General features: G+C 47.9%; 17 protein-coding genes. 1 reads left to right on the top strand and 16 read right to left on the bottom strand.

The window, feature by feature from the left end:
• Window positions 1-136: 136 nt before the first annotated feature.
• On the top strand, window positions 137-1,141 hold the full coding sequence (locus ACT3IC_RS17255; RefSeq protein WP_103180198.1) for an NAD-dependent epimerase: 1,005 nt from the start codon (window positions 137-139) through the stop codon (window positions 1,139-1,141).
• Window positions 1,142-1,183: 42 nt separating this feature from the next.
• Here ACT3IC_RS17255 and ugd read toward each other — a convergent pair whose 3' ends face one another.
• The 16 genes from ugd to wcaJ all read right to left on the bottom strand — a co-directional run bounded on the left by ugd (window position 1,184) and on the right by wcaJ (window position 21,059).
• Window positions 1,184-2,350, bottom strand: a complete 1,167-nt coding sequence (gene ugd / locus ACT3IC_RS17250; RefSeq protein ID WP_103180199.1) for a UDP-glucose 6-dehydrogenase — start codon at window positions 2,348-2,350, stop codon at window positions 1,184-1,186.
• A 252-nt stretch (window positions 2,351-2,602) separates the two neighbouring features.
• Window positions 2,603-4,009 carry an NADP-dependent phosphogluconate dehydrogenase gene (gene gndA / locus ACT3IC_RS17245; RefSeq protein WP_263950453.1) on the bottom strand — a complete coding sequence of 469 codons (1,407 nt, stop codon included), beginning with the start codon at window positions 4,007-4,009 and terminating at the stop codon, window positions 2,603-2,605.
• A 178-nt stretch (window positions 4,010-4,187) separates the two neighbouring features.
• Window positions 4,188-5,330, bottom strand: a complete 1,143-nt coding sequence (locus ACT3IC_RS17240; protein ID WP_473478339.1) for an oligosaccharide repeat unit polymerase — start codon at window positions 5,328-5,330, stop codon at window positions 4,188-4,190.
• A gap of 44 nt (window positions 5,331-5,374) precedes the next feature.
• Window positions 5,375-6,268: a glycosyltransferase gene (locus ACT3IC_RS17235; protein WP_473478336.1), complete on the bottom strand. Its 894-nt coding sequence runs from the start codon at window positions 6,266-6,268 to the stop codon at window positions 5,375-5,377.
• 40 nt (window positions 6,269-6,308) lie between these two features.
• Window positions 6,309-7,208 carry a rhamnosyltransferase gene (locus tag ACT3IC_RS17230; protein WP_473478333.1) on the bottom strand — a complete coding sequence of 300 codons (900 nt, stop codon included), beginning with the start codon at window positions 7,206-7,208 and terminating at the stop codon, window positions 6,309-6,311.
• 81 nt (window positions 7,209-7,289) lie between these two features.
• On the bottom strand, window positions 7,290-8,375 hold the full coding sequence (locus tag ACT3IC_RS17225) for a glycosyltransferase WbsX family protein (protein ID WP_473478330.1): 1,086 nt from the start codon (window positions 8,373-8,375) through the stop codon (window positions 7,290-7,292).
• 106 nt (window positions 8,376-8,481) lie between these two features.
• A complete protein-coding gene (locus tag ACT3IC_RS17220) occupies window positions 8,482-9,711 on the bottom strand; it encodes an oligosaccharide flippase family protein (RefSeq protein WP_473478327.1) in 1,230 nt (409 codons plus the stop codon).
• A gap of 167 nt (window positions 9,712-9,878) precedes the next feature.
• Entirely contained in the window at window positions 9,879-10,757 is an 879-nt protein-coding gene (gene rfbA, locus ACT3IC_RS17215) for a glucose-1-phosphate thymidylyltransferase RfbA (protein WP_473478324.1), read from the bottom strand.
• Between the two features lie 53 nt (window positions 10,758-10,810).
• Window positions 10,811-11,710, bottom strand: a complete 900-nt coding sequence (rfbD, locus tag ACT3IC_RS17210) for a dTDP-4-dehydrorhamnose reductase (protein ID WP_473478321.1) — start codon at window positions 11,708-11,710, stop codon at window positions 10,811-10,813.
• Window positions 11,710-12,795 carry a dTDP-glucose 4,6-dehydratase gene (gene rfbB / locus ACT3IC_RS17205; RefSeq protein ID WP_473478319.1) on the bottom strand — a complete coding sequence of 362 codons (1,086 nt, stop codon included), beginning with the start codon at window positions 12,793-12,795 and terminating at the stop codon, window positions 11,710-11,712. Before rfbB ends, rfbD begins: the two co-directional genes overlap by 1 nt.
• 369 nt (window positions 12,796-13,164) lie before the next feature.
• A complete protein-coding gene (gene galF / locus ACT3IC_RS17200) occupies window positions 13,165-14,061 on the bottom strand; it encodes a GalU regulator GalF (RefSeq protein WP_156654867.1) in 897 nt (298 codons plus the stop codon).
• 178 nt (window positions 14,062-14,239) lie between these two features.
• Window positions 14,240-15,625: a colanic acid biosynthesis protein WcaM gene (gene wcaM, locus ACT3IC_RS17195; protein WP_473478316.1), complete on the bottom strand. Its 1,386-nt coding sequence runs from the start codon at window positions 15,623-15,625 to the stop codon at window positions 14,240-14,242.
• Between the two features lie 11 nt (window positions 15,626-15,636).
• A complete protein-coding gene (wcaL, locus tag ACT3IC_RS17190) occupies window positions 15,637-16,857 on the bottom strand; it encodes a colanic acid biosynthesis glycosyltransferase WcaL (protein WP_103180211.1) in 1,221 nt (406 codons plus the stop codon).
• Window positions 16,854-18,134, bottom strand: a complete 1,281-nt coding sequence (gene wcaK, locus ACT3IC_RS17185; protein ID WP_103180212.1) for a colanic acid biosynthesis pyruvyl transferase WcaK — start codon at window positions 18,132-18,134, stop codon at window positions 16,854-16,856. The genes wcaL and wcaK overlap by 4 nt, the downstream gene beginning before the upstream one ends.
• Before the next feature lie 50 nt (window positions 18,135-18,184).
• Window positions 18,185-19,663 carry a colanic acid undecaprenyl disphosphate flippase WzxC gene (wzxC, locus tag ACT3IC_RS17180; protein WP_103180213.1) on the bottom strand — a complete coding sequence of 493 codons (1,479 nt, stop codon included), beginning with the start codon at window positions 19,661-19,663 and terminating at the stop codon, window positions 18,185-18,187.
• 1 nt (window position 19,664) lies between these two features.
• The gene (wcaJ, locus tag ACT3IC_RS17175; RefSeq protein ID WP_103180214.1) at window positions 19,665-21,059 is read right to left on the bottom strand and encodes an undecaprenyl-phosphate glucose phosphotransferase; all 1,395 of its coding nucleotides are present in this window, start codon (window positions 21,057-21,059) and stop codon (window positions 19,665-19,667) included.
• Window positions 21,060-21,066: the final 7 nt, after the last annotated feature.

Below are 21,066 nucleotides of genomic sequence, written 5' to 3'. Positions count from 1 at the left end.
TGTTTTCGGATTATCTATAGGAATCCGATGAGGCATATCGAAAATATGATGTTTGGTAACCCTGCGCATCGCGTTATCATACGCTAAATTCGGTACTTAACGCACCGGACATGATAAGTCATAGATGAGGACAGTTATGAAATTTCTGGTCACTGGCGCAGCAGGCTTTATCGGCGCACATGTCAGCAAGCGGCTTCTGGATGCGGGTCATCAGGTTGTGGGTATCGACAACCTCAATGACTATTACGATGTGAACCTGAAGCAGGCGCGTCTTGATCTTTTGACGTCCGCTAACTTCACCTTCCAAAAACTCGATCTGGCTGACCGCGAAGGTATGGCCACCCTGTTCGCTGAAGAAAAATTCGATCGCGTCATTCATCTCGCCGCGCAGGCAGGCGTACGCTACTCCCTGGACAATCCGCACGCCTATGCAGAAGCTAACCTGGTTGGTCATCTGAACATACTGGAAGGCTGCCGTCACAATAAAGTACAGCACCTGCTGTACGCCTCTTCCAGCTCTGTTTACGGACTAAACCGTAAAATGCCTTTTTCAACCGACGATTCCGTTGACCACCCGGTATCGCTCTACGCCGCGACCAAAAAAGCCAACGAATTAATGTCGCACACCTACTCACATCTTTACGGACTGCCAACGACCGGTCTGCGCTTCTTTACCGTTTACGGCCCCTGGGGTCGTCCGGACATGGCGCTGTTTAAGTTCACTAAAGCCATGGTGGAAGGTAAGAGCATCGATGTTTATAACTTTGGCAAGATGAAGCGTGACTTCACCTATATCGATGATATTGCTGAAGCCATTGTTCGCCTGCAGGATGTGATCCCTCAGGCAGACAGTGAATGGACGGTTGAGTCTGGCACTCCGGCCACCAGTTCCGCGCCGTATCGCGTTTATAATATCGGTAACAGCTCCCCCGTGGAGCTGATGGACTACATCACGGCGCTGGAGGAGGCGTTAGGCATTGAAGCGGACAAAAACATGATGCCGATTCAGCCTGGCGACGTGCTGGAGACCAGCGCGGATACCTCCGCCCTGTATGAGGTCATCGGCTTTAAACCGCAGACTTCGGTGAAGGATGGCGTGAAAAACTTCGTTGACTGGTACCGCGGATTTTACAAGGTATAAGAAAAAGCCCGGCGATAATGCCGGGCTTTTTTAACTGCTGTATCAGTCGCTACCAAACAGATCGCGGGTATAGACCTTATCCGCCACGTCAGAGAGCTCTTCCGCCATCCGGTTGGAGATGATCACATCCGCCTCTTTTTTGAAGGCCTCCAGATCGCGAACCACACGTGAATGGAAGAATTCATCTTCTTTCATCACCGGTTCATAAATAATAACCTGTACGCCCTTCGCCTTAATACGCTTCATGATCCCCTGAATGGAGGAGGCTCGGAAGTTATCCGAGCCGCTCTTCATGATCAGACGGTACACGCCCACCACTTTCGGGTGACGCGCCAGAATGGAGTCAGCGATGAAGTCTTTACGCGTCCGGTTGGCATCCACAATGGCAGAGATTAGATTGTTCGGCACGGATTGATAGTTAGCCAGCAGCTGCTTGGTATCTTTCGGCAGGCAATAGCCGCCATAACCAAAGGACGGGTTGTTATAATGGTTGCCGATACGCGGGTCGAGGCACACACCTTCGATGATCTGACGGGTGTTCAGCCCGAGGCTCTCTGCGTAGCTGTCCAGCTCGTTAAAATAGGCAACACGCATTGCCAGATAGGTATTAGCAAAGAGTTTAATGGCTTCCGCTTCTGTCGCGTCCGTGAACAGCACGTCAATGTTCTTTTTGATTGCGCCTTCCTGCAGCAGCGCAGCAAAACGTTCCGCACGCACTGAGCGCTCGCCAATGACAATACGGGACGGGTGCAGGTTATCGTACAATGCCCTGCCCTCACGCAGAAACTCTGGTGAGAAAATGACATTATCGATACCCAGCTCTTCTTTGATCGACTGAGTGAAGCCAACAGGAATGGTCGATTTGATGATCATCACCGCATTCGGGTTAATTGCCGTCACATCCTTGATCACCGCTTCAACGCTTGAAGTATTGAAGTAGTTCGTTTTCGGATCGTAGTCAGTTGGGGTTGCGATGATGACAAAATCGGCCCCGCTGTAGGCATCAACTTTGTCTGTAGTGGCCCGGAAATTCAACGGCTTGTTTGTCAGGTACTCCTGGATCTCTTTATCCACGATAGGAGAGATCTTCTGGTTCAGCATATCAACTTTGGCCTGCACGATATCCAGTGCGACCACTTCATGGTGTTGCGCGATCAGGATCCCGTTTGAGAGACCCACATAACCTGTTCCGGAGATTGTTATTTTCATCGAGTTAACTTCTTTAGATTAAGTGTCCGGGAGCGACTACCGCCCCACCGCAATAAGCAACTTTTGGGGGTTTTACCTCGTATGCCGAGTTGATGTCAAGGCGTATGGCTGGCTACAGAAAGGCATAAATACAGTGGTTTATGCTGCGCTCTAGCGTGTCGGTTGAATCAGCCGAGGTAATGCAGGGTATTACACATAAAAAAAGCCCGGTGATGTTCACCGGGCTTCGCTACATGACTGAGTTAAATCAGATTAATCCAGCCACTCGGTGTGGAATACACCTTCTTTATCAGTGCGTTTATAGGTATGTGCACCGAAGTAGTCACGCTGCGCCTGAATCAGGTTGGCAGGCAGCACGGCGGCACGATAGCTATCGTAATAAGCAACGGCTGCAGAGAAGGTTGGAACCGGAATACCGTTCTGTACCGCATAAGCGACGACATCACGCAGCGCCTGCTGGTAATCATCGGCAATCTGCTTGAAGTATGGTGCCAGCAGCAGGTTTGCGATGTCCGCGTTTTCAGCATAGGCATCGGTGATTTTTTGCAGGAACTGAGCGCGTATGATGCAACCGGCACGGAAGATCTTCGCGATTTCACCGTAGTTCAGATCCCAGTTGTTTTCGTCAGACGCGGCGCGCAGCTGAGAGAAGCCCTGAGCGTAAGAGACGATTTTGCCCAGGTACAGTGCACGGCGAACTTTCTCGATAAATTCCGCTTTATCACCGGCCAGTTTCGGCTGCGGACCGCTCAGCACTTTAGAAGCCGCGACACGCTGCTCTTTCAGGGAAGAGATATAACGTGCAAAGACCGATTCAGTGATCAGGGACAGGGGCTCGCCCAGATCCAGGGAGCTCTGGCTGGTCCATTTACCGGTACCTTTGTTTGCCGCTTCATCAAGGATCACATCGACGAGGTATTTACCGTCTTCATCTTTCTTGGTGAAAATGTCTTTGGTGATGTCGATCAGGTAGCTGCTCAGTTCACCGTTGTTCCAGTCGGTGAAGGTTTGCGCCAGCTCGTCGTTAGTGAGATTCAGGCCGCCTTTCAGCAGTGAATAGGCTTCAGCAATCAGCTGCATATCGCCATATTCAATACCGTTGTGAACCATTTTTACGTAATGACCCGCACCATCCGGACCGATATAGGTCACACACGGCTCACCATCTTCGGCAACAGCAGCAATCTTAGTCAGGATTGGCGCAACCAGCTCGTATGCATCTTTCTGGCCGCCAGGCATGATAGATGGGCCCTTCAGCGCGCCCTCTTCACCGCCGGATACACCGGTACCGATAAAGTTGAAGCCTTCAGCAGAGAGCTCACGGTTACGACGAATGGTGTCGTGGAAGAAGGTGTTGCCGCCATCAATGATGATGTCGCCTTTTTCCAGATACGGCTTCAGGGAGTCGATGGCAGCATCAGTGCCAGCGCCAGCTTTCACCATTAACAGGATACGACGAGGCGTTTCCAGGGATTCAACAAACTCCTGAACCGTATAGAACGGAACGAGTTTTTTGCCTGGGTTCTCGGCAATCACTTCTTCAGTTTTATCACGGGAGCGGTTGAAAACGGAGACGGTATAACCACGGCTTTCGATGTTCAGCGCCAGGTTGCGCCCCATCACTGCCATACCGACGACGCCGATCTGTTGTTTGGACATTATTTACTCCTATAATATTGAATATTGTGCGACGAGTTATTATTATCAAATTTTTAATACAAAACAATGAAAAAGCCAAGCATTATTTGCATACGTTGGCATTGTATTAGTGGGGTTATAAATTTAATTTAATTTAATTTTAATGGAATGATTTATTAATCATTGGATATTTTTGATTTTACATCACCATTTTTCGTCCACACCTCAAACGGCTAAATACCGTCAAAAATATTATTTGCAGAACACAAGAACTGAATGTAAGCATATTATTAAATGATAAAAATATAGCTATCGTTGTCAATGTTGCTGCGGTGGACAGCAGATAGGTATTTTTATTAAGCCATATAAAAAGAACATTGAAAATCAAAAACCATATAAAATACAATATTAACCCAGAGATACCAAGTGTAATAAGAGGCATGCAAAATGCAGTCCCAACATTTAGCTCAGGTGTGATTTTTATAAGTGAAAATCTTTCATCCAGATTAGGGTTGGTATATTTAGAAATAAAGTCCGGATAGATAGAGGTTGCCATAAAATCACCTATATCACCCTGATTCAAGTTGCCTTGATTTGCTTGCAGCATTAAGTTCGCGAAAGGGGAAGTGGAATATAAGTACACCCAAAAGAAGCCAGTAGGTAAATTTTCAAAAACGGGGCTGGCCTCACCTATTTTTAAAATCGCGTCAGAATCCTGGTAACCAGATGACATTAATCGTTTATCACCCAAAATACCGAAACCGACAATAACTATAATCAGCATAACACTTATGAAACTAAAGTGTTTGATCTTTATTTTAACTCTTAATGAAGCTATATACATTAATGCAATAGGGAACAATATCAAAAGAAGAGCACCACGATTCAAGATAAGTATAGTAATAATTATTGCTAATAATGGCGCGGTTAAATAGTACTTACTCTTTGTCAAAAGATAGCGTTCAAAATTAATTACAGCAGAAGCCGATAGATAACCCATATAAAAAACATGGAAAGTCTTAATACCAAATTGTGTATAATCATAAATTGCACCTTTAAGCACTAAAAATAATGGAACCCCTCCATTATTGGCGCACTCAAGAATAAAACCTACAATAAGTATAAAATTGGATAACGTTCTTTGTGATATTAATTTCGACGTATGAAACAAATTTTTATTTAATGATAAAAGGGTTAAATGATATATCCCTCCCAGGAATAGACATATGATAATAAAACAAGCAAAGATAAGATTAAGTGAATAATCATTGCTTTTTAAATAAAGATCTGACAAACCAATATTAAAAAAAATAAACACATATAAAAAGGTTAATCCAAACATTAGAAAGGGGTTAATTAATATCTTTCTCATTAGAAAATAACCTATTAAACTATGTTTAAAATAAAGAGAACCATCAACGTAAGTTTATCTCGTAAACGACGTCTAAATTTACATACCTGAAATGCAAGGCACATACGACCAAAATAACCATTATTCATTTTGTTGAATATTTTTTTTGTATCATTGTTACCTAATAGTATTATTAATTTATTAATTTCATTCCTATACCACTTATTTTTTACTAAACTAATTCTTTTTTTCCATGCGGCAAATGAATTGTTGGCACCAACTTGATTTGAATCATGTTGACGGTAAAGCATAGATGGGTTTGAATCAATAAACCATGCATGATTATTCTGTCTTGAATAGGCATATAAAAGCCAATCATGCAATTCAACATTCTGTGCTTCATTATTATTACGTAGGAAATTAATGAATTGACTTGCTAAATTAGCCGTAAATACATAAGTACATCCGGGTCCTGCAGCTTCAAAAAAATGATCGTATTTAACTTGTGGCTGTGCTTTATGTACTAATGTTTTAGTATTATGCTTATCAAAAGCAATGACATTACTCGAGTAAGCTTCATAATTATTACCTTTCAAAATAATGACAGCGCTTGCTAATTTATCAACATTCCAAATATCATCCTGATCTGAAAATGAAATATAACTGTACTTGTCACAAGGTACATTTAATAAAAGATAATAAAAATTCTTTCCTGCTGAGCCATATCTTTTGCCATAAGGTAAAAAATAAACATTAGGCAATGAGCTATACTTACCCACCAGATAATCAAATGAATTATCAGTGGACAGATCAACATTTATATATAAGTCAAGAGAAACATCGCTTTGCTTTAATATACTTTCAATTTGTTCATCCACCCAATTTCGTCCATTGTATACAGCAAGCAATACAGCTATTTTTTCCATCATTTAAATCTCAATAGATTGCTTAAAAACTCATTTTATAACATTATTTATTTAAAGAACGTGGATTTTCACCCTTCACATTACGTAGACCATCGAGCAAACCATAGATAAATGTCGACGTATATTCTTTTTTATTCTTTTGAGTCAAAATAAGAAGGAATGAATGTATTATTGAAAATAGTACTTCCCGAGCAGCTAAAAGCTTTGGAACATGGGGATATCTTACTAAATGAATCGAATTTCTAACCCGATAATAACGTCGATTTGCGCTATGAACAGGCACACAGAATCCCATGAAATTAAAACTATTATCACCAATAGAATGGAGCATTTTAGCTTTAGGGATTACATGGACTTTTATTCCCTGCGAAAAACATCTCAAACACCATTCTGTATCCACGTAATCAATAAATAAAGCAGAGTCCATAACGCCAATTTTATTGAAAATATCACTACAGGCAATTGTACCTGAAGAAATTACAGTTGAGGTGGTGAAAATATCACTTTTGCCATGCGAGTAATGCTTAATACGTCGTCCATTCTCTTTTATATCGGTAATAGCGTACTCAAAGCCTTTTTTTTCATCATAAAATACAGGTGCGCAAATCTCATACTGATTTTTTTCCATTGGTTCTTTTAAAGAAGCAATAAAATCATTCTCTATCTTACTGTCCTGATCAAAGAAAATAATATATCTATAAGAATTTTTAAGACATTCAAAGATTCCGATATTTTGAGCCTCAGCGATTCCTTTATTACCGCCTAAAGAAATATAAGAGCAACCTTGTTTGGCTTGAAGAATTTCATTGTTATAGGTACTATTATCAATAACAATAGCATCACAAAATTGATGGTTTAATCTATTGATTAATGATATGACATGGTCAACATTGGGATTATACGTCACTATAACAGCACATATATCATTTTTATTCAGGCTCATTACTTAAACCAATATCTCAAATAAGAAGGGTGCGTTGATCGCTACACATTAAATGAAGTGATTTGTAACTATGATAATTGACTAATTTTTATTTTTAATAACAATATCTTTAATAGCTTCAAGATAAGCATAACCATGTTTTTCGTCTGGTTCCAGATATGTGCCTTCAGCCCATTCATTCCATGCGTTAATGAATAAGTAAGGTGTATTCGCGGACTTAGACTTATCATATAGCTTTTGAAGATTTTGTTTGAAAACTTCAGGGCTGCTACCGCGCATAACTAAATACTTATTTTTCTTACGCGCCGTATTGTCCCAATCAACGAATGCTCCAGGATAAACAGTACTGGAAAATTCTTTTTCTAAAATTTTATTCCATACGGCCTGGTAAGATAATACCTGTTCAGCAAATTTAGTTTGTAATTTTTCATTCGATAACTGTTTAATACGGGTAAAAATTTTTCTTGGTAAAGCACTTATTCCGCCCATACTATGCCCAAAAGTACACATTGGCTCAAAGTTGACAGCGGCATCAAAATCGAGTTTCCGCTCATCACGAGAGAAGCTTGTTAGCATAGTTACAAAATGAATGTCGCTAAACGAGGTTTTGCTGGCAAGTTCACGCCAGTAATTAATCCAATCAGCGCAACGATCAAAACTTGCTGAACGGTAAAGTAAAAATATCGGCTTACCGTTATGCCTCATATACCGCTCATCTTCAAAGAATGGTTTCAAATAATTGAAATGTTCTAACCAATCCTCTTCATTACCATAGTCCTGAGGCATAATGACATCACGATGACTGCCATCCCAGCTTCTTGTCCAAGGTTCATTTGCCCATGCAAACATAAATGGCAGATTAATGTTTTTATTTTCTAGCAGTAGCTCAGCAGGTTTATCCAGCAATCTTTTTCCGTTAAACCAGTAGTGATAAAAACAAAAACCATCCACGTGATATTTTTCAGCTAGAGATGCCTGCCATTCCAAAGTCTCTTTATTGAGAAGGTTATAATAATTAGCATTCATTGGCACTCTGGGCTGGTAATGATTTTTAAATAATGGTGTTGCTTTTTTCACATTAGTCCATTCGGTAAAACCTTTCCCCCACCATTTATTATTCTCTTCTATTTCATGAAATTGTGGAAGATAAAAAGCTAAAACTTTCATCAGTATTTCCTTTATATTAACTACTCAAACCTAATGACACTAAAAACAATTTATTAAACTTTAATGCTAATATTTATAACACCAATTACCCAGCATTACTGTCTAACTATGATATATTATCATTTTGTTTAGCCATACGATAACAATAGCGAATAAATAAACAAGAAATGATTATCTCAGTCAGTAAAACGCTAATAGTCACACCATACACAGGTGCGTAATGAATAAGAGCAATCGCCATAATAATATGTAAAACACTAATTCTTATATATGTATTTCTTACAACTGCAGTATGGTCATTGGTAATCAACCACCATTGACCAAAAACTATACCAATAGAAACGATAAACGGTAGAGGGGACATCAAAAGTAGTATAGATGATGCAACCCGATACTCCTCGCTAAAATAAAATAACGAGACTGGATATCCCACTACAGCAATGGAAACAGAGACGAACAACCCAAACAGAATAAATTTTTTACCATATAAGCTCAAAATCTCTTTAAAATCAGATCCTTTACTTATCAACGAACTCACTCTTGGGAACAGGGCCTGCTGTACTGGTGTGAGCAGGCCTTGGGCAGCAACCCTAAGTTTATCTGCAGCTGAGAAGTAGCCTGCATACACGGGCCCCACAAAATAACCAATGATAATGACATTCAAGGTGGTATAAAAACTGATCGTGATATTCGATATAAATAAATCAAACCCACCTTTTAACGAAGCCAAGACATCTGACAACCCGCATTTCGTAAAAGCCACCATTTTATTTTTACGTATATATACCATAGCGATAATCCCTGAAAAAAACATTCCAAGTGATTGACTGAAAATCGCAAGGTCAATATCATTCGAATCTCTTACTAGTAAGAATACCGCAATCAAAGAAAAACATTTTGCGATAGTGGTGCTTACAACAATCCCTTGCATTTTTTCCAGCCCTTGGAATAACCAGATCGGGAAAAATACAGTACCGAGAACAGCAAACATTCCACAGAAAAATAATTTGGCGTAAATATCCAGCCCAAATACTAGTGAATATACAACTGCAGTGAGTAAAAATAGTATAAACAGTAAAAACTTAGAAATAGTCGTTACTGTATATATTTTATTGAGCAAATGTTGATTCTCTTTATTCCTCGCAATCAGTAAGGTTGCGCTGAAGTTAAATCCATAATCCACAAAAATTATAGTATATTGAATCCATGCCTGCACCATTGACATAACGCCGAAATATTCAGCGCCAAGAACCCTCATTAAATATGGCAACGTCAACAATGGAAAAAGATAATTAGACGCCTGAACAAAATACAGGAAGAATATGTTTTTTTTCACGTATTAATATTCTCATTTTTAACTTAGACTGAAAGCCTGAATCATTTTTATAATACAAGCTTTCAGTTAATTAAAAACTCTGTGCTTCATTAAACGATGTGTCTGGAACACCCTTTCTGATGCTTTTGCATCATCTAAAAATTAAATGTCCCCATCTACACACTAAATCAGTAGCCTTCAAGCATTTTCAACAAATACTGTCCGTAGGCATTCTTCGATAAAGGTTTGGCAAGTAATTTGACCTGTTCCGCGTCAATAAACCCTTTGCGATAAGCTATCTCTTCCGGGCACGCAACTTTCAGTCCCTGACGCTCTTCTATGGTCGCAATAAAGTTACTGGCTTCAATCAGGCTCTGATGTGTACCGGTATCCAGCCAGGCAAAACCACGTCCCATCATGGCAACGGACAGACGGCCCTGCTCCATATACAGACGGTTGATGTCAGTGATTTCCAGTTCACCACGTGGCGACGGTTTAAGGCTCTTCGCCATTTCAACCACGCTGTTGTCATAGAAATAAAGACCCGTCACGGCGTAGTTACTTTTTGGTTCAGCTGGTTTTTCTTCCAGGCTAACGGCCGTGCCCTGTTTATCAAACTCAACAACACCATAGCGCTCCGGATCGTTCACATGATAAGCAAAGACTGTAGCTCCGCTCTCTTTGTTCACAGCGGAGTCCATCAACTTCGGCAGGTCATGGCCGTAGAAGATGTTGTCACCTAACACCAGGGCACAATCGTCATCACCAATGAACGCTTCGCCAAGTATAAATGCCTGAGCCAGGCCATCAGGGCTCGGCTGCACTTTGTACTGCAGGTTAAGGCCCCATTGGCTGCCATCACCGAGCAGTTGCTCAAAACGAGGGGTATCCTGAGGGGTACTGATAATCAGGATGTCACGAATACCCGCCAGCATGAGCGTGGAGAGCGGGTAGTAGATCATTGGTTTGTCATAGATGGGCAGCAGCTGCTTGCTGACCGCCATCGTCACCGGGTACAGACGTGTTCCCGAGCCACCGGCTAAAATAATCCCTTTACGCGTTTTCATTTCATCATCTCTTTAATGTGCAAAATGCCCGTAAACGGGCATTTAATTAAAAGTCAGACCGCAGTGGTCGTAAATAGCTCAGCCAGCATTCGTTTCACACCGGTTTCCCATGCAGGTAATACCAGGTCGAAGTTCTGCTGGAATTTCTCAGTATTCAGACGGGAGTTATTCGGACGACGCGCAGGGGTAGGATAAGCGCTCGTAGGCACCGCGTTAAGCTTTGTAATCGCCAGTTCAATACCTGCTTCACGCGCTTCGTCGAATACCAGGGCGGCGTAGTCATGCCAGGTGGTCACGCCACCCGCAACCAGATGATAGAGTCCTGCAACTTCAGGTTGTTTCATCGCCACACGAATCGCATGCGCTGTACAGTCTGCCAGCAACTCAGCTCCTGTTGGCGCGCCAAACTGATCGTTGATGACCGACATCTCCGTACGCTCTTTGGCGAAACGAAGCATGGTTTTCGCAAAGTTATTGCCTTTACCCGCGTAAACCCAACTGGTGCGAAAAATTAAGTGGCGGGCGCAATTTTCCTGCAAAGCTTTCTCACCAGCCAGTTTGGTTTCGCCATAGACATTCAGCGGTGCGGTGGCATCTGTTTCCAGCCATGGCTTCTCCCCATTGCCAGGAAAAACGTAATCTGTGGAATAGTGAACAACCCAGGCACCGATTTTTTCCGCTTCTTTAGCGATAGCTTCTACGCTTGTGGCATTGAGCAGTCGGGCAAATTCCGGCTCTGACTCCGCTTTATCTACAGCAGTATGTGCCGCCGCGTTGACGATGACATCTGGCTTAATGCGACGTACGGTTTCAGCAACGCCTTCCGGATTGCTGAAATCACCGCAATACTCACTGGAGTGCACATCCAGGGCAATAAGATTACCTAACGGCGCAAGAGAACGCTGTAGCTCCCAGCCCACCTGCCCTGTTTTGCCGAACAGAAGGATATTCATCACCCACGAGCTCCGTAGTTCTGTTCAATCCAGGTTTGATAGTTGCCGCTTTTCACGTTCTCGACCCACTGGGTGTTGGCCAGATACCACTGCACCGTTTTGCGGATGCCGCTCTCAAAAGTCTCCTGCGGCTTCCAGCCCAGCGTCTGGCTAATCTTATCGGCATCGATGGCGTAACGACGGTCATGACCCGGACGGTCAGTCACGTAGGTGATCTGATCGCGATAAGAGCCCTCTTTAGGCACGATCTCATCCAGCAAATCGCAGATGGTATGCACCACATCCAGGTTCTGCTTCTCATTATGACCGCCGATGTTGTAGGTTTCGCCTGGTTTACCCTGGGTCACTACGGTATAGAGCGCGCGAGCGTGATCCTCAACATAGAGCCAGTCGCGAATCTGATCGCCCTTGCCATAAATCGGCAGCGCTTTCCCCTCCAGCGCGTTGAGGATCACCAGCGGGATCAGTTTTTCGGGGAAGTGATAAGGGCCGTAGTTATTCGAGCAGTTAGTCACAATAGTCGGGAATCCGTAGGTGCGTAACCATGCGCGAACGAGGTGATCGCTGGATGCTTTAGAAGCCGAATAGGGGCTGCTCGGTGCGTATGCCGTCGTTTCAGTGAATAGCGGCAGTGCTGTCGAGGCAGGATGCTCGTCCGGGTGCGGCAGATCGCCGTAAACTTCATCCGTGGAGATATGATGGAAGCGGAAGGCTTTTTTCGCCTCTTCGCCAAGCGTAGACCAGTAAGCACGGGCCGCCTCCAGCAGCACGTAGGTACCGACGATATTGGTCTCGATAAACGCAGCCGGGCCGGTAATGGAGCGGTCAACGTGGCTCTCCGCCGCCAGATGCATTACCGCATCAGGCTTGTGCTCGGCAAAAATACGCTCCATCGCCGCTTTGTCGCAAATGTCCGCATGTTCAAAAACGTAACGCTGACTGTCGCTCACGTCAGCCAGAGATTCCAGGTTACCGGCGTAGGTCAATTTATCGACATTAACCACTGAATCCTGGGTGTTCTGAATAATATGTCTGACAACCGCGGAGCCGATAAAACCGGCACCACCAGTAACAAGAATTTTCACGCGTTAATTTCCGTTAAATGATTCATTGAGTTATTGGGTTTCTGAAAATTTTCATAGTAGAAATTCAGAAAAAAGACACGCTACCGCCCCTGGCTTAACAGCTACCAGTGCACTGAACGTGGTCATAATAGAGGTTTTTTGCCGCCAGAGCCCAGCATAATGGCAACAGGGTAGCGTTCAAATCAATTAATAATTGTCGTCTTAAATGCTGGCAGAAACAAGGGAAAAATAGGGCTAATGAAACAAAAAGGCAGCAGTTAACTTGCTGAAAATTAGGAATTTATTTAAAAAAGAAACGGCAGTGTCATTCACATGGCCTATGAAAGCCCGGAATGATCCACTGCCGTTTAGTCAACGACCAACCAACCGTTAGTCGTTGGTTAAGAGTTTCTTCATGCTTTCCCGGAACTTCTGTCCCTCTTTCAGGTTACGCAGGCCATACTGTACAAAGGCTTGCATGTAACCCATCTTTTTACCGCAGTCGTAGCTGTCGCCGGTCATCAGCATAGCGTCTACAGACTGCTTCTTCGCCAGTTCAGCGATAGCATCCGTCAGCTGGATACGATCCCAGGCGCCTGGCTCGGTACGTTCCAGTTCAGCCCAGATTTCCGCGTTCAGCACATAGCGGCCGACGGCCATCAGATCGGAATCCAGCGTCTGAGGTTGATCCGGCTTCTCGATAAATTCAACAATACGGCTGACTTTACCCTCGGTATCCAGCGGCTCTTTGGTCTGAATAACGGAGTATTCAGACAGATCGCCTTTCATGCGCTTCGCCAGCACCTGGCTACGGCCCGTCTCGTTGAAACGCGCCACCATGGCCGCCAGGTTATAGCGCAGCGGATCGGCAGAAGCGTTATCCAGAATGATGTCCGGCAGCACGACCACAAATGGATTGTCGCCAACCACAGGACGCGCGCACAGGATAGAGTGACCAAGCCCCAGCGGTTGCGCCTGGCGAACGTTCATAATGGTCACGCCCGGAGGGCAGATGGACTGCACCTCTGCCAGCAGCTGACGCTTCACGCGCTGCTCCAGAAGGGCTTCCAGCTCGTAGGAGGTGTCGAAGTGGTTTTCTACCGCATTCTTCGAGGAATGGGTCACCAGAACGATTTCTTTGATCCCTGCAGCAACAATCTCGTCGACGATGTACTGAATCATCGGCTTGTCAACGATCGGCAGCATCTCTTTAGGAATGGCTTTTGTGGCCGGGAGCATATGCATGCCCAGACCGGCTACCGGAATGACTGCTTTCAAATTAATCATATTTCTTCCACCTTAAAATGGTTGCCGAATTATAGCCCTTTAGCCTGGTTTCGCCAGCACGAATTGCTACAAATCTGGAGACGATGTTACGCAATTACAGCGTAAATTTCAGCGGATGCAATCCGAATAGTCGCGCTTTAATTCCAGGAATCCTCGCAAAATGCCGGCTGGTTAATATTTAGCGCTTCGGCAGGTTAAAATTCAGCCGTTCCGTATTGAGCGTATGATGGTCAATTCGGTCGATATCGACCGAACTTTGCCCCTTTTCATTAACCGCGTTAATGTTCGCCAGCGAGAGCAGCGTTTCGTCCCGCGCCATAAACTTCCCGCGCACATCTTTGCGCAGATCAAAATTCAGCTTCAGGGCTGGGCCCCTGTCTGCATCCTGCATCACGTTGATATTACGAATAAAAAGATGCTGAGGTTTATTATGGAACTCCAGAGAGGCGCGCTTCATCTCAAGGTTGGTGAGGGCCACGAACGAGGTTTTATTGCCGGAAGAAATCTGTATTCCGCGCAATTTTCGTGCAAGTTTCTGGTTATCCAGATGAATATTGTTGAGGCGGAAATTCTGCGGTATCGACAAATAGTCGCCTTTAATCACGCCGTAACCAATTAACATCCCGGCGCTGTCGGTCATCTCAACATTATCGATGACAAAATTATCGCAGCCATATATCGCGACCGTTGCGTTATCAATACCCGCTTTCTTACTAAAGTCCGGGGTGATATTGCGGGCCTTAACATTACGTATGATAAAGTGTTTGCCGTTTTCAACGTGCACCAGCTGACGGCAATTGCTCCCGGTAATATTGGCCACCACGAAGTTCTTTACCGTCTGGTCTTCAGGGTAGTTATTGTCGTAGGTGCTGCCCGCCAGACCGATGCCGATACCCCAGTTAATTTTCCCGTTAGTGCAGTCGATATGGTCGATCACGTGGTCTGAGATGAGGATGTTTTTGTCATTAATCGCCACGTTCCATTCGATGGCGTCACCCTGCAGGTAGCTGAAATGACAGTTGGTAATCTTTACGCCATCCATCTGGTTATGAAACCCCTGGCGCAGGATTGCATAGTTGGCTTTAGTGACCCGCAGGTTGTCGATCAGCAGATTACGCATCACCCGCTTTTGTTTACCGCCAATGTAGATCTGGGTCACCGGGCCATAGCCGCTCATCGCCAGGCCCTGGATCACGCAGTCAGAACCGCGCACGTCGAGGGTGATGTTTTCGCTGCGCCCCTTCCCTTCCCCGATTACCTTGCTGCCATCCTGCAATACCAGCCGCCCGCGGCCATTGCCGGTCATCGCACCGAGAATGCGCAGGGTTTTGCCCTCGGGAATAAAAATGGCGGCGTTGATGTTCTCGCAGGTGACGTCCGCAGGTACCACGACGGTATCACCCTCGTTAAAGGCCTTCTTAAATGCGGCAATTCCGTCACGAAGGTCATACCGGCTGATCTCCACCGTGGCAGCGTTTTTGGCGGCCCGAACGCCGACCAGCGGCGCGGCCGCCAGCACGGAACAGGTGGTGACAAACGCGCGTCGCGTCATCTCTTTCGGCATATCGCCTCCGTTTAAAGCGTGTGTAGCAGAGTGGCTAACTGTCGGTTGATAAGGTGTTGATTGAAATCGGTCTCCACCTTTTTGCGCGCATTGTGCAGCACAGGCGAGAGCTCCTGATGGGCAATCGCGGCAAACTGTTCAAGCTGGTTAGCCAGCGCCTCCGGATTGTTCTCCTCCACCAGCCAGCCGGAATGGCCTGGTTCGATCAGTTCAGGAATACCGCTATGCACCGTGGACAGGACCGGTATGCCCACCGCCATGGCTTCCATCAGCGCAACCGGGATCCCCTCCATATCACCGTCTGCGCCGGTAACGGAGGGAAGTAAAAAGATATCGGCGGCATCGAGCATGGCTTTGACCTCATGGCTGGGCTTGAACCCTGGCATCTCGACATGCGCCTCCAGCTCATACTGTTCGATCAGGGTGCGCAGCCGGCGCTCCCAGGGGCCAATGCCCAGAATACGGTAGCGAAAATCCACCCCACGCGCTTTCAGCTGGCGGCAGGCTTCGATTGCCACGTGTAGCCCTTTTTTCTCCGTCAGACGTGCAACAGAGATGATTTGCAGTGGGCTTCCCGGCGTTTTAACCGGCCGCTGGGTAAAGCGCTGCATATCCACGCCCATGCGCGAAACGGTGATTTTCTCCGGCGGACAGCCCATGGTTTTGAGCCGCCCGGCCCACAGTTCGCTGATGGGCAGCATCATGTCGCCGCGCTGAAAGAGCCGCTGGTATTCAGGTGTATAGTGGTTCAGCACCTCACGGCTGGAGATATCAATGCCGTGAAAGACGGTGGCGATTTTCCCCTCAATAACGCCCAGCTCGCGCAGCTTGGCCGCCGTCACGCCTGCCGGACCGAAGTGGGCGATAAACACATCCGCACGCCAGGGACGCTGCGTCTGGCCGCAAATGGCGGAGAGGATCAGATTGCGCGACTCGGCGCCATAGCGGGAGATATTCAGCGCCTTCCAGGTGCCAGGGCGGTGCAGCCCGCGCAGGGTCTGGCGGGCGCGGTAACGCAGTTTCGCAAGCCGGCCCTGGGGCTCATCCTGCAGCCAGCGGGTTTTGCTGGCGAGGTCATACTGCGTCCATGCGGCGTGGGTATTTTGCGTATCGCCCTTTTGCAGGGCGATAATCTCCACGTCATATCCCATATCGATAAAGGCGGTGATCTGATTAAGCACAAACGTTTCGGAGGAGAGCGGGAATTTCAGTAAGAAGAAACCAACCTTCATTTGCCCTCCCCGACCCGATCCAGTACCGATTTCACCATTTTGATGCCGTTTTCACGTTCGGCTTTCACCGCTACCGCCAGGCGTTCGTTGATGGCTGACAGCTGGCCGAGGGTATCGCCGACCATTGCCCCCAGGGAGCCGTCCAGCAGATGACGAATATCCACCGCCATCTCCGGCATACCCAGCTGCTGCATGATCCCGGCAGACTTGTGTTCGTAGTTAATCGCGATGGCCGGGGTGCCGAAGTTCATGGAGATAATGGCCGAATGCAGACGGGTGCCTACGGTCAGATCGCACGCCCCCAGCAGCTTGCCCATCTCCAGATCGTTAAGTTCGTCCATCACCACATGGTAGCGGGACGGATCGCTGACGTGCTGGCGCAGATTCAGCGCCACCATCCGGTCATCTTTGTTGTAGCTGTCGATGCCGGTACAGGTAGAGAGCGCCAGCACCTGATAGCCGCTGTCCAGCACCCGGTTGACCACCTCAGCAAAGGCTTTCTCATAGGCCGCCTGGGTGGTGCCAAGACGCTTATCAAACGGCGCCAGCTCGCGCAGGGTAATGGCGACGGTCTTCTGCTGCGCCGCCACGTTCAGCCAGTGCTGCACGGCATAGCTGGGGGTAAAATTCGCCTCCTGATGATCCACCAGCCAGGCGGTATCCACTCCCTGCTCGACCTTGCTTGTGTCGATCTCGCTACGCTGCATCAGATTCAGGCTCACCGACTCGCGCAGGATTAGCGCGTCACAGTGACCAAACACGTAGTTTGCCAGCTGATTGAACTGGGGATCCTGGAACGGACCGACGCTGTGACCGACCATAAACAGCGGCTTTTTCGCCATAAAGGTGCAGAGCGCATGCTCAAACTGCGGCACGCCGTAAAGGTCGACAAAAAAGGATCCGCCCACCTGAATAATGGCGTCGTAGCCGGAGAGCAGACGGACAAAATCGGTAAAGCCCTGGGCAATGGCAATATTACGCAGCTTGCCGGTGTCGGTCACACGTGACAGCAGCACCTGGTGCTGATAGCGGCGGCGCAGCACCTTTTTCACCCGGCCCATCACGCCCGCGGCGCTGTTATGCTGCTTCATCTGGCTGTAGAGCGGATCGCCCATCACCGGGCGGTTCAGTAGCCAGGAGGAGCTGACCGGATAACGGCTCATCACATCCACTTCTGTCTCAGGGGAGAGGGTGTAAATCGCATCCAGCAGGCCGCGCAGAATGGCGCTGTCACCGCGGTTGCCACAGGTATGGTTGCCCAGAATCAATAATTTCATAATAACCTCTTAAAAAATTCCCCTCCCCAGCGGAGAGGGGGAGGAAATAATTAACCTGCGCGAAGCAGCGTTTTCATCTTTTCGTTGCGGCAGAACTGGCGCTTGATCTCCACCACCAGCGCGTTCCGCGACAGCACAATCATCACCGCGAAGGCCAGGGCGCCCGCGGCGACCTGCACCGCCAGCAGCGCCGCCAGCGGCAGATGGCCTTGCAGGGCCAGCCCTAAGCCATAGCTCACGGCAAGGGTTGGCAGTGAGAGGTAAAACGGCAGCCAGAGGCTCAGGATGTACTGGCGGTAGCTGGAGCCCAGCACCGGCTTAATCATTACGAAGTAGCTCAGGATGGTGTTGACGATCTGCACCAGCAGGAAGCCCAGCGTGACGCCCATCGCGCCTGCCAGATGGCCGCCGATAACGATCGCCGGAATAAACAGAAAGGTTTTGAAGACGTTGAATTTAAAGCTGATATCGACGCGGGCTTTTGCCATCAGCAGCGATCCGATCGGGTTGCCGACGGAGCGCAACAGCCCCACCACGCACAACAGTTGCAGGATCGGTACAATGCTCAGCCACTTCTCACCGAATACCAGCGGCACCAGATTGCCGGAGACCACCATCAGCCCCAGCAGGGTCGGGAAGTTAATGATCCCCACCACCGACAGCAGCTTGTAGAAGTTGAGCCTGAGCTTGTCGGTGTCGTCCTGAATTTTAGCGAACGCCGGAAACAGCACCCGGGTGATGATCGGGTTGAGCTTCATTGGCGGAACGACCGCCACGTTGTACGCCAGGTTATAGCCCCCGGCGACGCTGGCACCGAGAATACGCGCCAGCACCAGGGTAGAGAGGTTGGTATTCACATAGTTGATGATGCTGTCGGCGGTCAGCCAGGCGCCGAAGCGCAGGTTGGAGGACACCGATGCGAGCGAGAAGTGGAAGCCCGGACGGTAGATTTTGCGCCCGAAGTAGCCGAACAGCAGCGTGCGCACGACAGAGTTGACCAGGTAGCCGAGGATGGCGGTTAACGCCAGCGGCCAGAAGTGGGCGCTGATCACGGTAAAAGTAAATCCGGCCAGCACCGAGCTGGTCTCGATCATGCCGATCTTGCTGAACTCAAGCTCCTTTTGCATCAGCGCGCGGAACTGCTGTCCGTGGGGGATCACCACAAACGCGAACGACAGCGCGCGCATCAGGGGCGCCAGCTCAGGGTTATTCAATACCCGGGCAATAAGATCGCTCAGCAGGAACAGCGACACGAACACGAGAATACCGAGGCCGACATTAAGCCAGTAGAGGGTGGTTAGCTCCAGCTGGCTAATCTCTTTGCGCTGAATAATCGAGTTGGCGATGCCGAAATCAGACAGTGTATCGGCGAGGGCGATGATCACCAGCGAGACGGTCAACAGGCCAAACTGGTGGCTATCGATAATGCGCGCCAGCACCGTCATCTGCACCAGCCCAAGGCCGATGATGATCACCGTCGCGATAGCCGACCACTTTGCCCCGCTGAGGGTTTTTTCACGTAAGCTCATGTCAGTACGCCGCTTTGTTCACAAAGCCCTTGAAGATGGTCAGAAAGACGATCTTGATATCGAACCAGAGGCTCCACTCGCGGATGTACTCGAGGTCGAACTCAATGCGTTTTTCCATTTTCTCCAGGGTGTCAGTTTCGCCGCGCCAGCCGTTGATCTGCGCCCAGCCGGTGATACCCGGCTTCACCTTGTGGCGCAGCATGTAACCTTCGATAAGCTGACGATACTGCTCGTTATGCGCTACCGCGTGCGGGCGTGGGCCGACAATGGACATCCCACCGGTAAACACATTGATAAACTGCGGCAGTTCATCAAGCGAGGTACGGCGCAGGAAGTTACCCACGCGGGTGACGCGCGGATCGTTTTGCGTCGCCTGGGTCACCACGTTGTCGTTTTCCATCACCTTCATGGAGCGGAATTTCCACACCATGATCGGCTTACCATCCATACCGTAACGGGTCTGGCGGAAGATCACCGGCCCCTTTGAGGTGAGCTTCACCGCCAGCGCAATGGCGCACAGCACCGGGGAGATCAGCAGCAGGATCAGGGATGACAGCACGATGTCCTCCACGCGCTTCAGCACCCGGTTGAGGCCAGAGAGCGGCGTGTCATACAGGGGCACTACCGGTACGCCGTTCACCTCTTCGATACGGGAATGCAGAATGTTAAAGGTGAACACGTCCGGGATGAGGATCACCGAGCAGGTGGTGTCTGCCAGCTTACGCATCAGGGTTTTGATACGGGCCTCGTCGCTCATCGGCATGGCAATGTAGACGTTATGGATCTTGCCCGCTTTGGCATCGTCAATCAGCTGCGAATAGTTACCGGCCCAGTCCGAAGAGACGCCACCCGGCTGCGCGTCGTGATAAACGCCCACCACGTCAAAGCCCAGCCACGGCTCTTTGCGAAAACCGTCAAGCAGCGCCAGTCCGGCCGGCAGGCTCCCGGCTACCGCCACCCGGCGGGTGTTGTAACCCCGGTTACGCAGCCAGCCCGCGCCAAAGCGGATCAGAGAGCGACAGACCACCATCCCCACGCTGGTTAGCAGATACCAGGCAAAATAGGTAGCAAAGCGATTATCGAAGTCGTTGTTGAAGGCCACCAGCCCGAAGCTGAAGACCAGGCTTAAGGTCCAGTTCTGCAACAGCAGTTGCAGCTCGGTGGTGATTTTGACGCCCCGCCATGAACGGTAGAAGTCGGTCATGCCGCCGATCATCTGGAAGACGACCAGCGCGATCAGCGCCATCAGCAGATGCATGTAGAGGAACGGCAGCCCGCTGATTTTACACACCATCCACAACCCACCGAACATGATGGTGATATCAGAAAAACGCTGCACCATAGAGATTAACGATGCATTCGTTTTGGCTCGCTCGCGCTTTTTTAGATTTGTCATCGTTGTT

The sequence above is a fragment of the Leclercia sp. GHBNCSD genome (assembly GCF_055805075.1).
Note: the sequence above shows the minus strand (reverse complement) of the source record. Positions and strands in the feature narration are given on the sequence as shown.

Bases quoted from the DNA above. Each gene is read 5' to 3' on its own strand.
- wcaM (WP_473478316.1), bottom strand. From the start codon at position 15,625: ATGCCGAAAGAGATGACGCGACGCGCGTTTGTCACCACCTGTTCCGTG.
- ACT3IC_RS17225 (WP_473478330.1), bottom strand. From the start codon at position 8,375: ATGAAAGTTTTAGCTTTTTATCTTCCACAATTTCATGAAATAGAAGAG.
- gndA (WP_263950453.1), bottom strand. From the start codon at position 4,009: ATGTCCAAACAACAGATCGGCGTCGTCGGTATGGCAGTGATGGGGCGC.
- ACT3IC_RS17240 (WP_473478339.1), bottom strand. From the start codon at position 5,330: ATGTTTGGATTAACCTTTTTATATGTGTTTATTTTTTTTAATATTGGT.
- wcaL (WP_103180211.1), bottom strand. From the start codon at position 16,857: ATGAAGGTTGGTTTCTTCTTACTGAAATTCCCGCTCTCCTCCGAAACG.
- rfbD (WP_473478321.1), bottom strand. From the start codon at position 11,710: ATGAATATCCTTCTGTTCGGCAAAACAGGGCAGGTGGGCTGGGAGCTA.
- ACT3IC_RS17230 (WP_473478333.1), bottom strand. From the start codon at position 7,208: ATGAGCCTGAATAAAAATGATATATGTGCTGTTATAGTGACGTATAAT.
- ACT3IC_RS17235 (WP_473478336.1), bottom strand. From the start codon at position 6,268: ATGATGGAAAAAATAGCTGTATTGCTTGCTGTATACAATGGACGAAAT.
- ACT3IC_RS17255 (WP_103180198.1), top strand. From the start codon at position 137: ATGAAATTTCTGGTCACTGGCGCAGCAGGCTTTATCGGCGCACATGTC.
- ugd (WP_103180199.1), bottom strand. From the start codon at position 2,350: ATGAAAATAACAATCTCCGGAACAGGTTATGTGGGTCTCTCAAACGGG.
- wzxC (WP_103180213.1), bottom strand. From the start codon at position 19,663: ATGAGCTTACGTGAAAAAACCCTCAGCGGGGCAAAGTGGTCGGCTATC.
- galF (WP_156654867.1), bottom strand. From the start codon at position 14,061: ATGATTAATTTGAAAGCAGTCATTCCGGTAGCCGGTCTGGGCATGCAT.
- wcaJ (WP_103180214.1), bottom strand. From the start codon at position 21,059: ATGACAAATCTAAAAAAGCGCGAGCGAGCCAAAACGAATGCATCGTTA.
- rfbA (WP_473478324.1), bottom strand. From the start codon at position 10,757: ATGAAAACGCGTAAAGGGATTATTTTAGCCGGTGGCTCGGGAACACGT.
- wcaK (WP_103180212.1), bottom strand. From the start codon at position 18,134: ATGAAATTATTGATTCTGGGCAACCATACCTGTGGCAACCGCGGTGAC.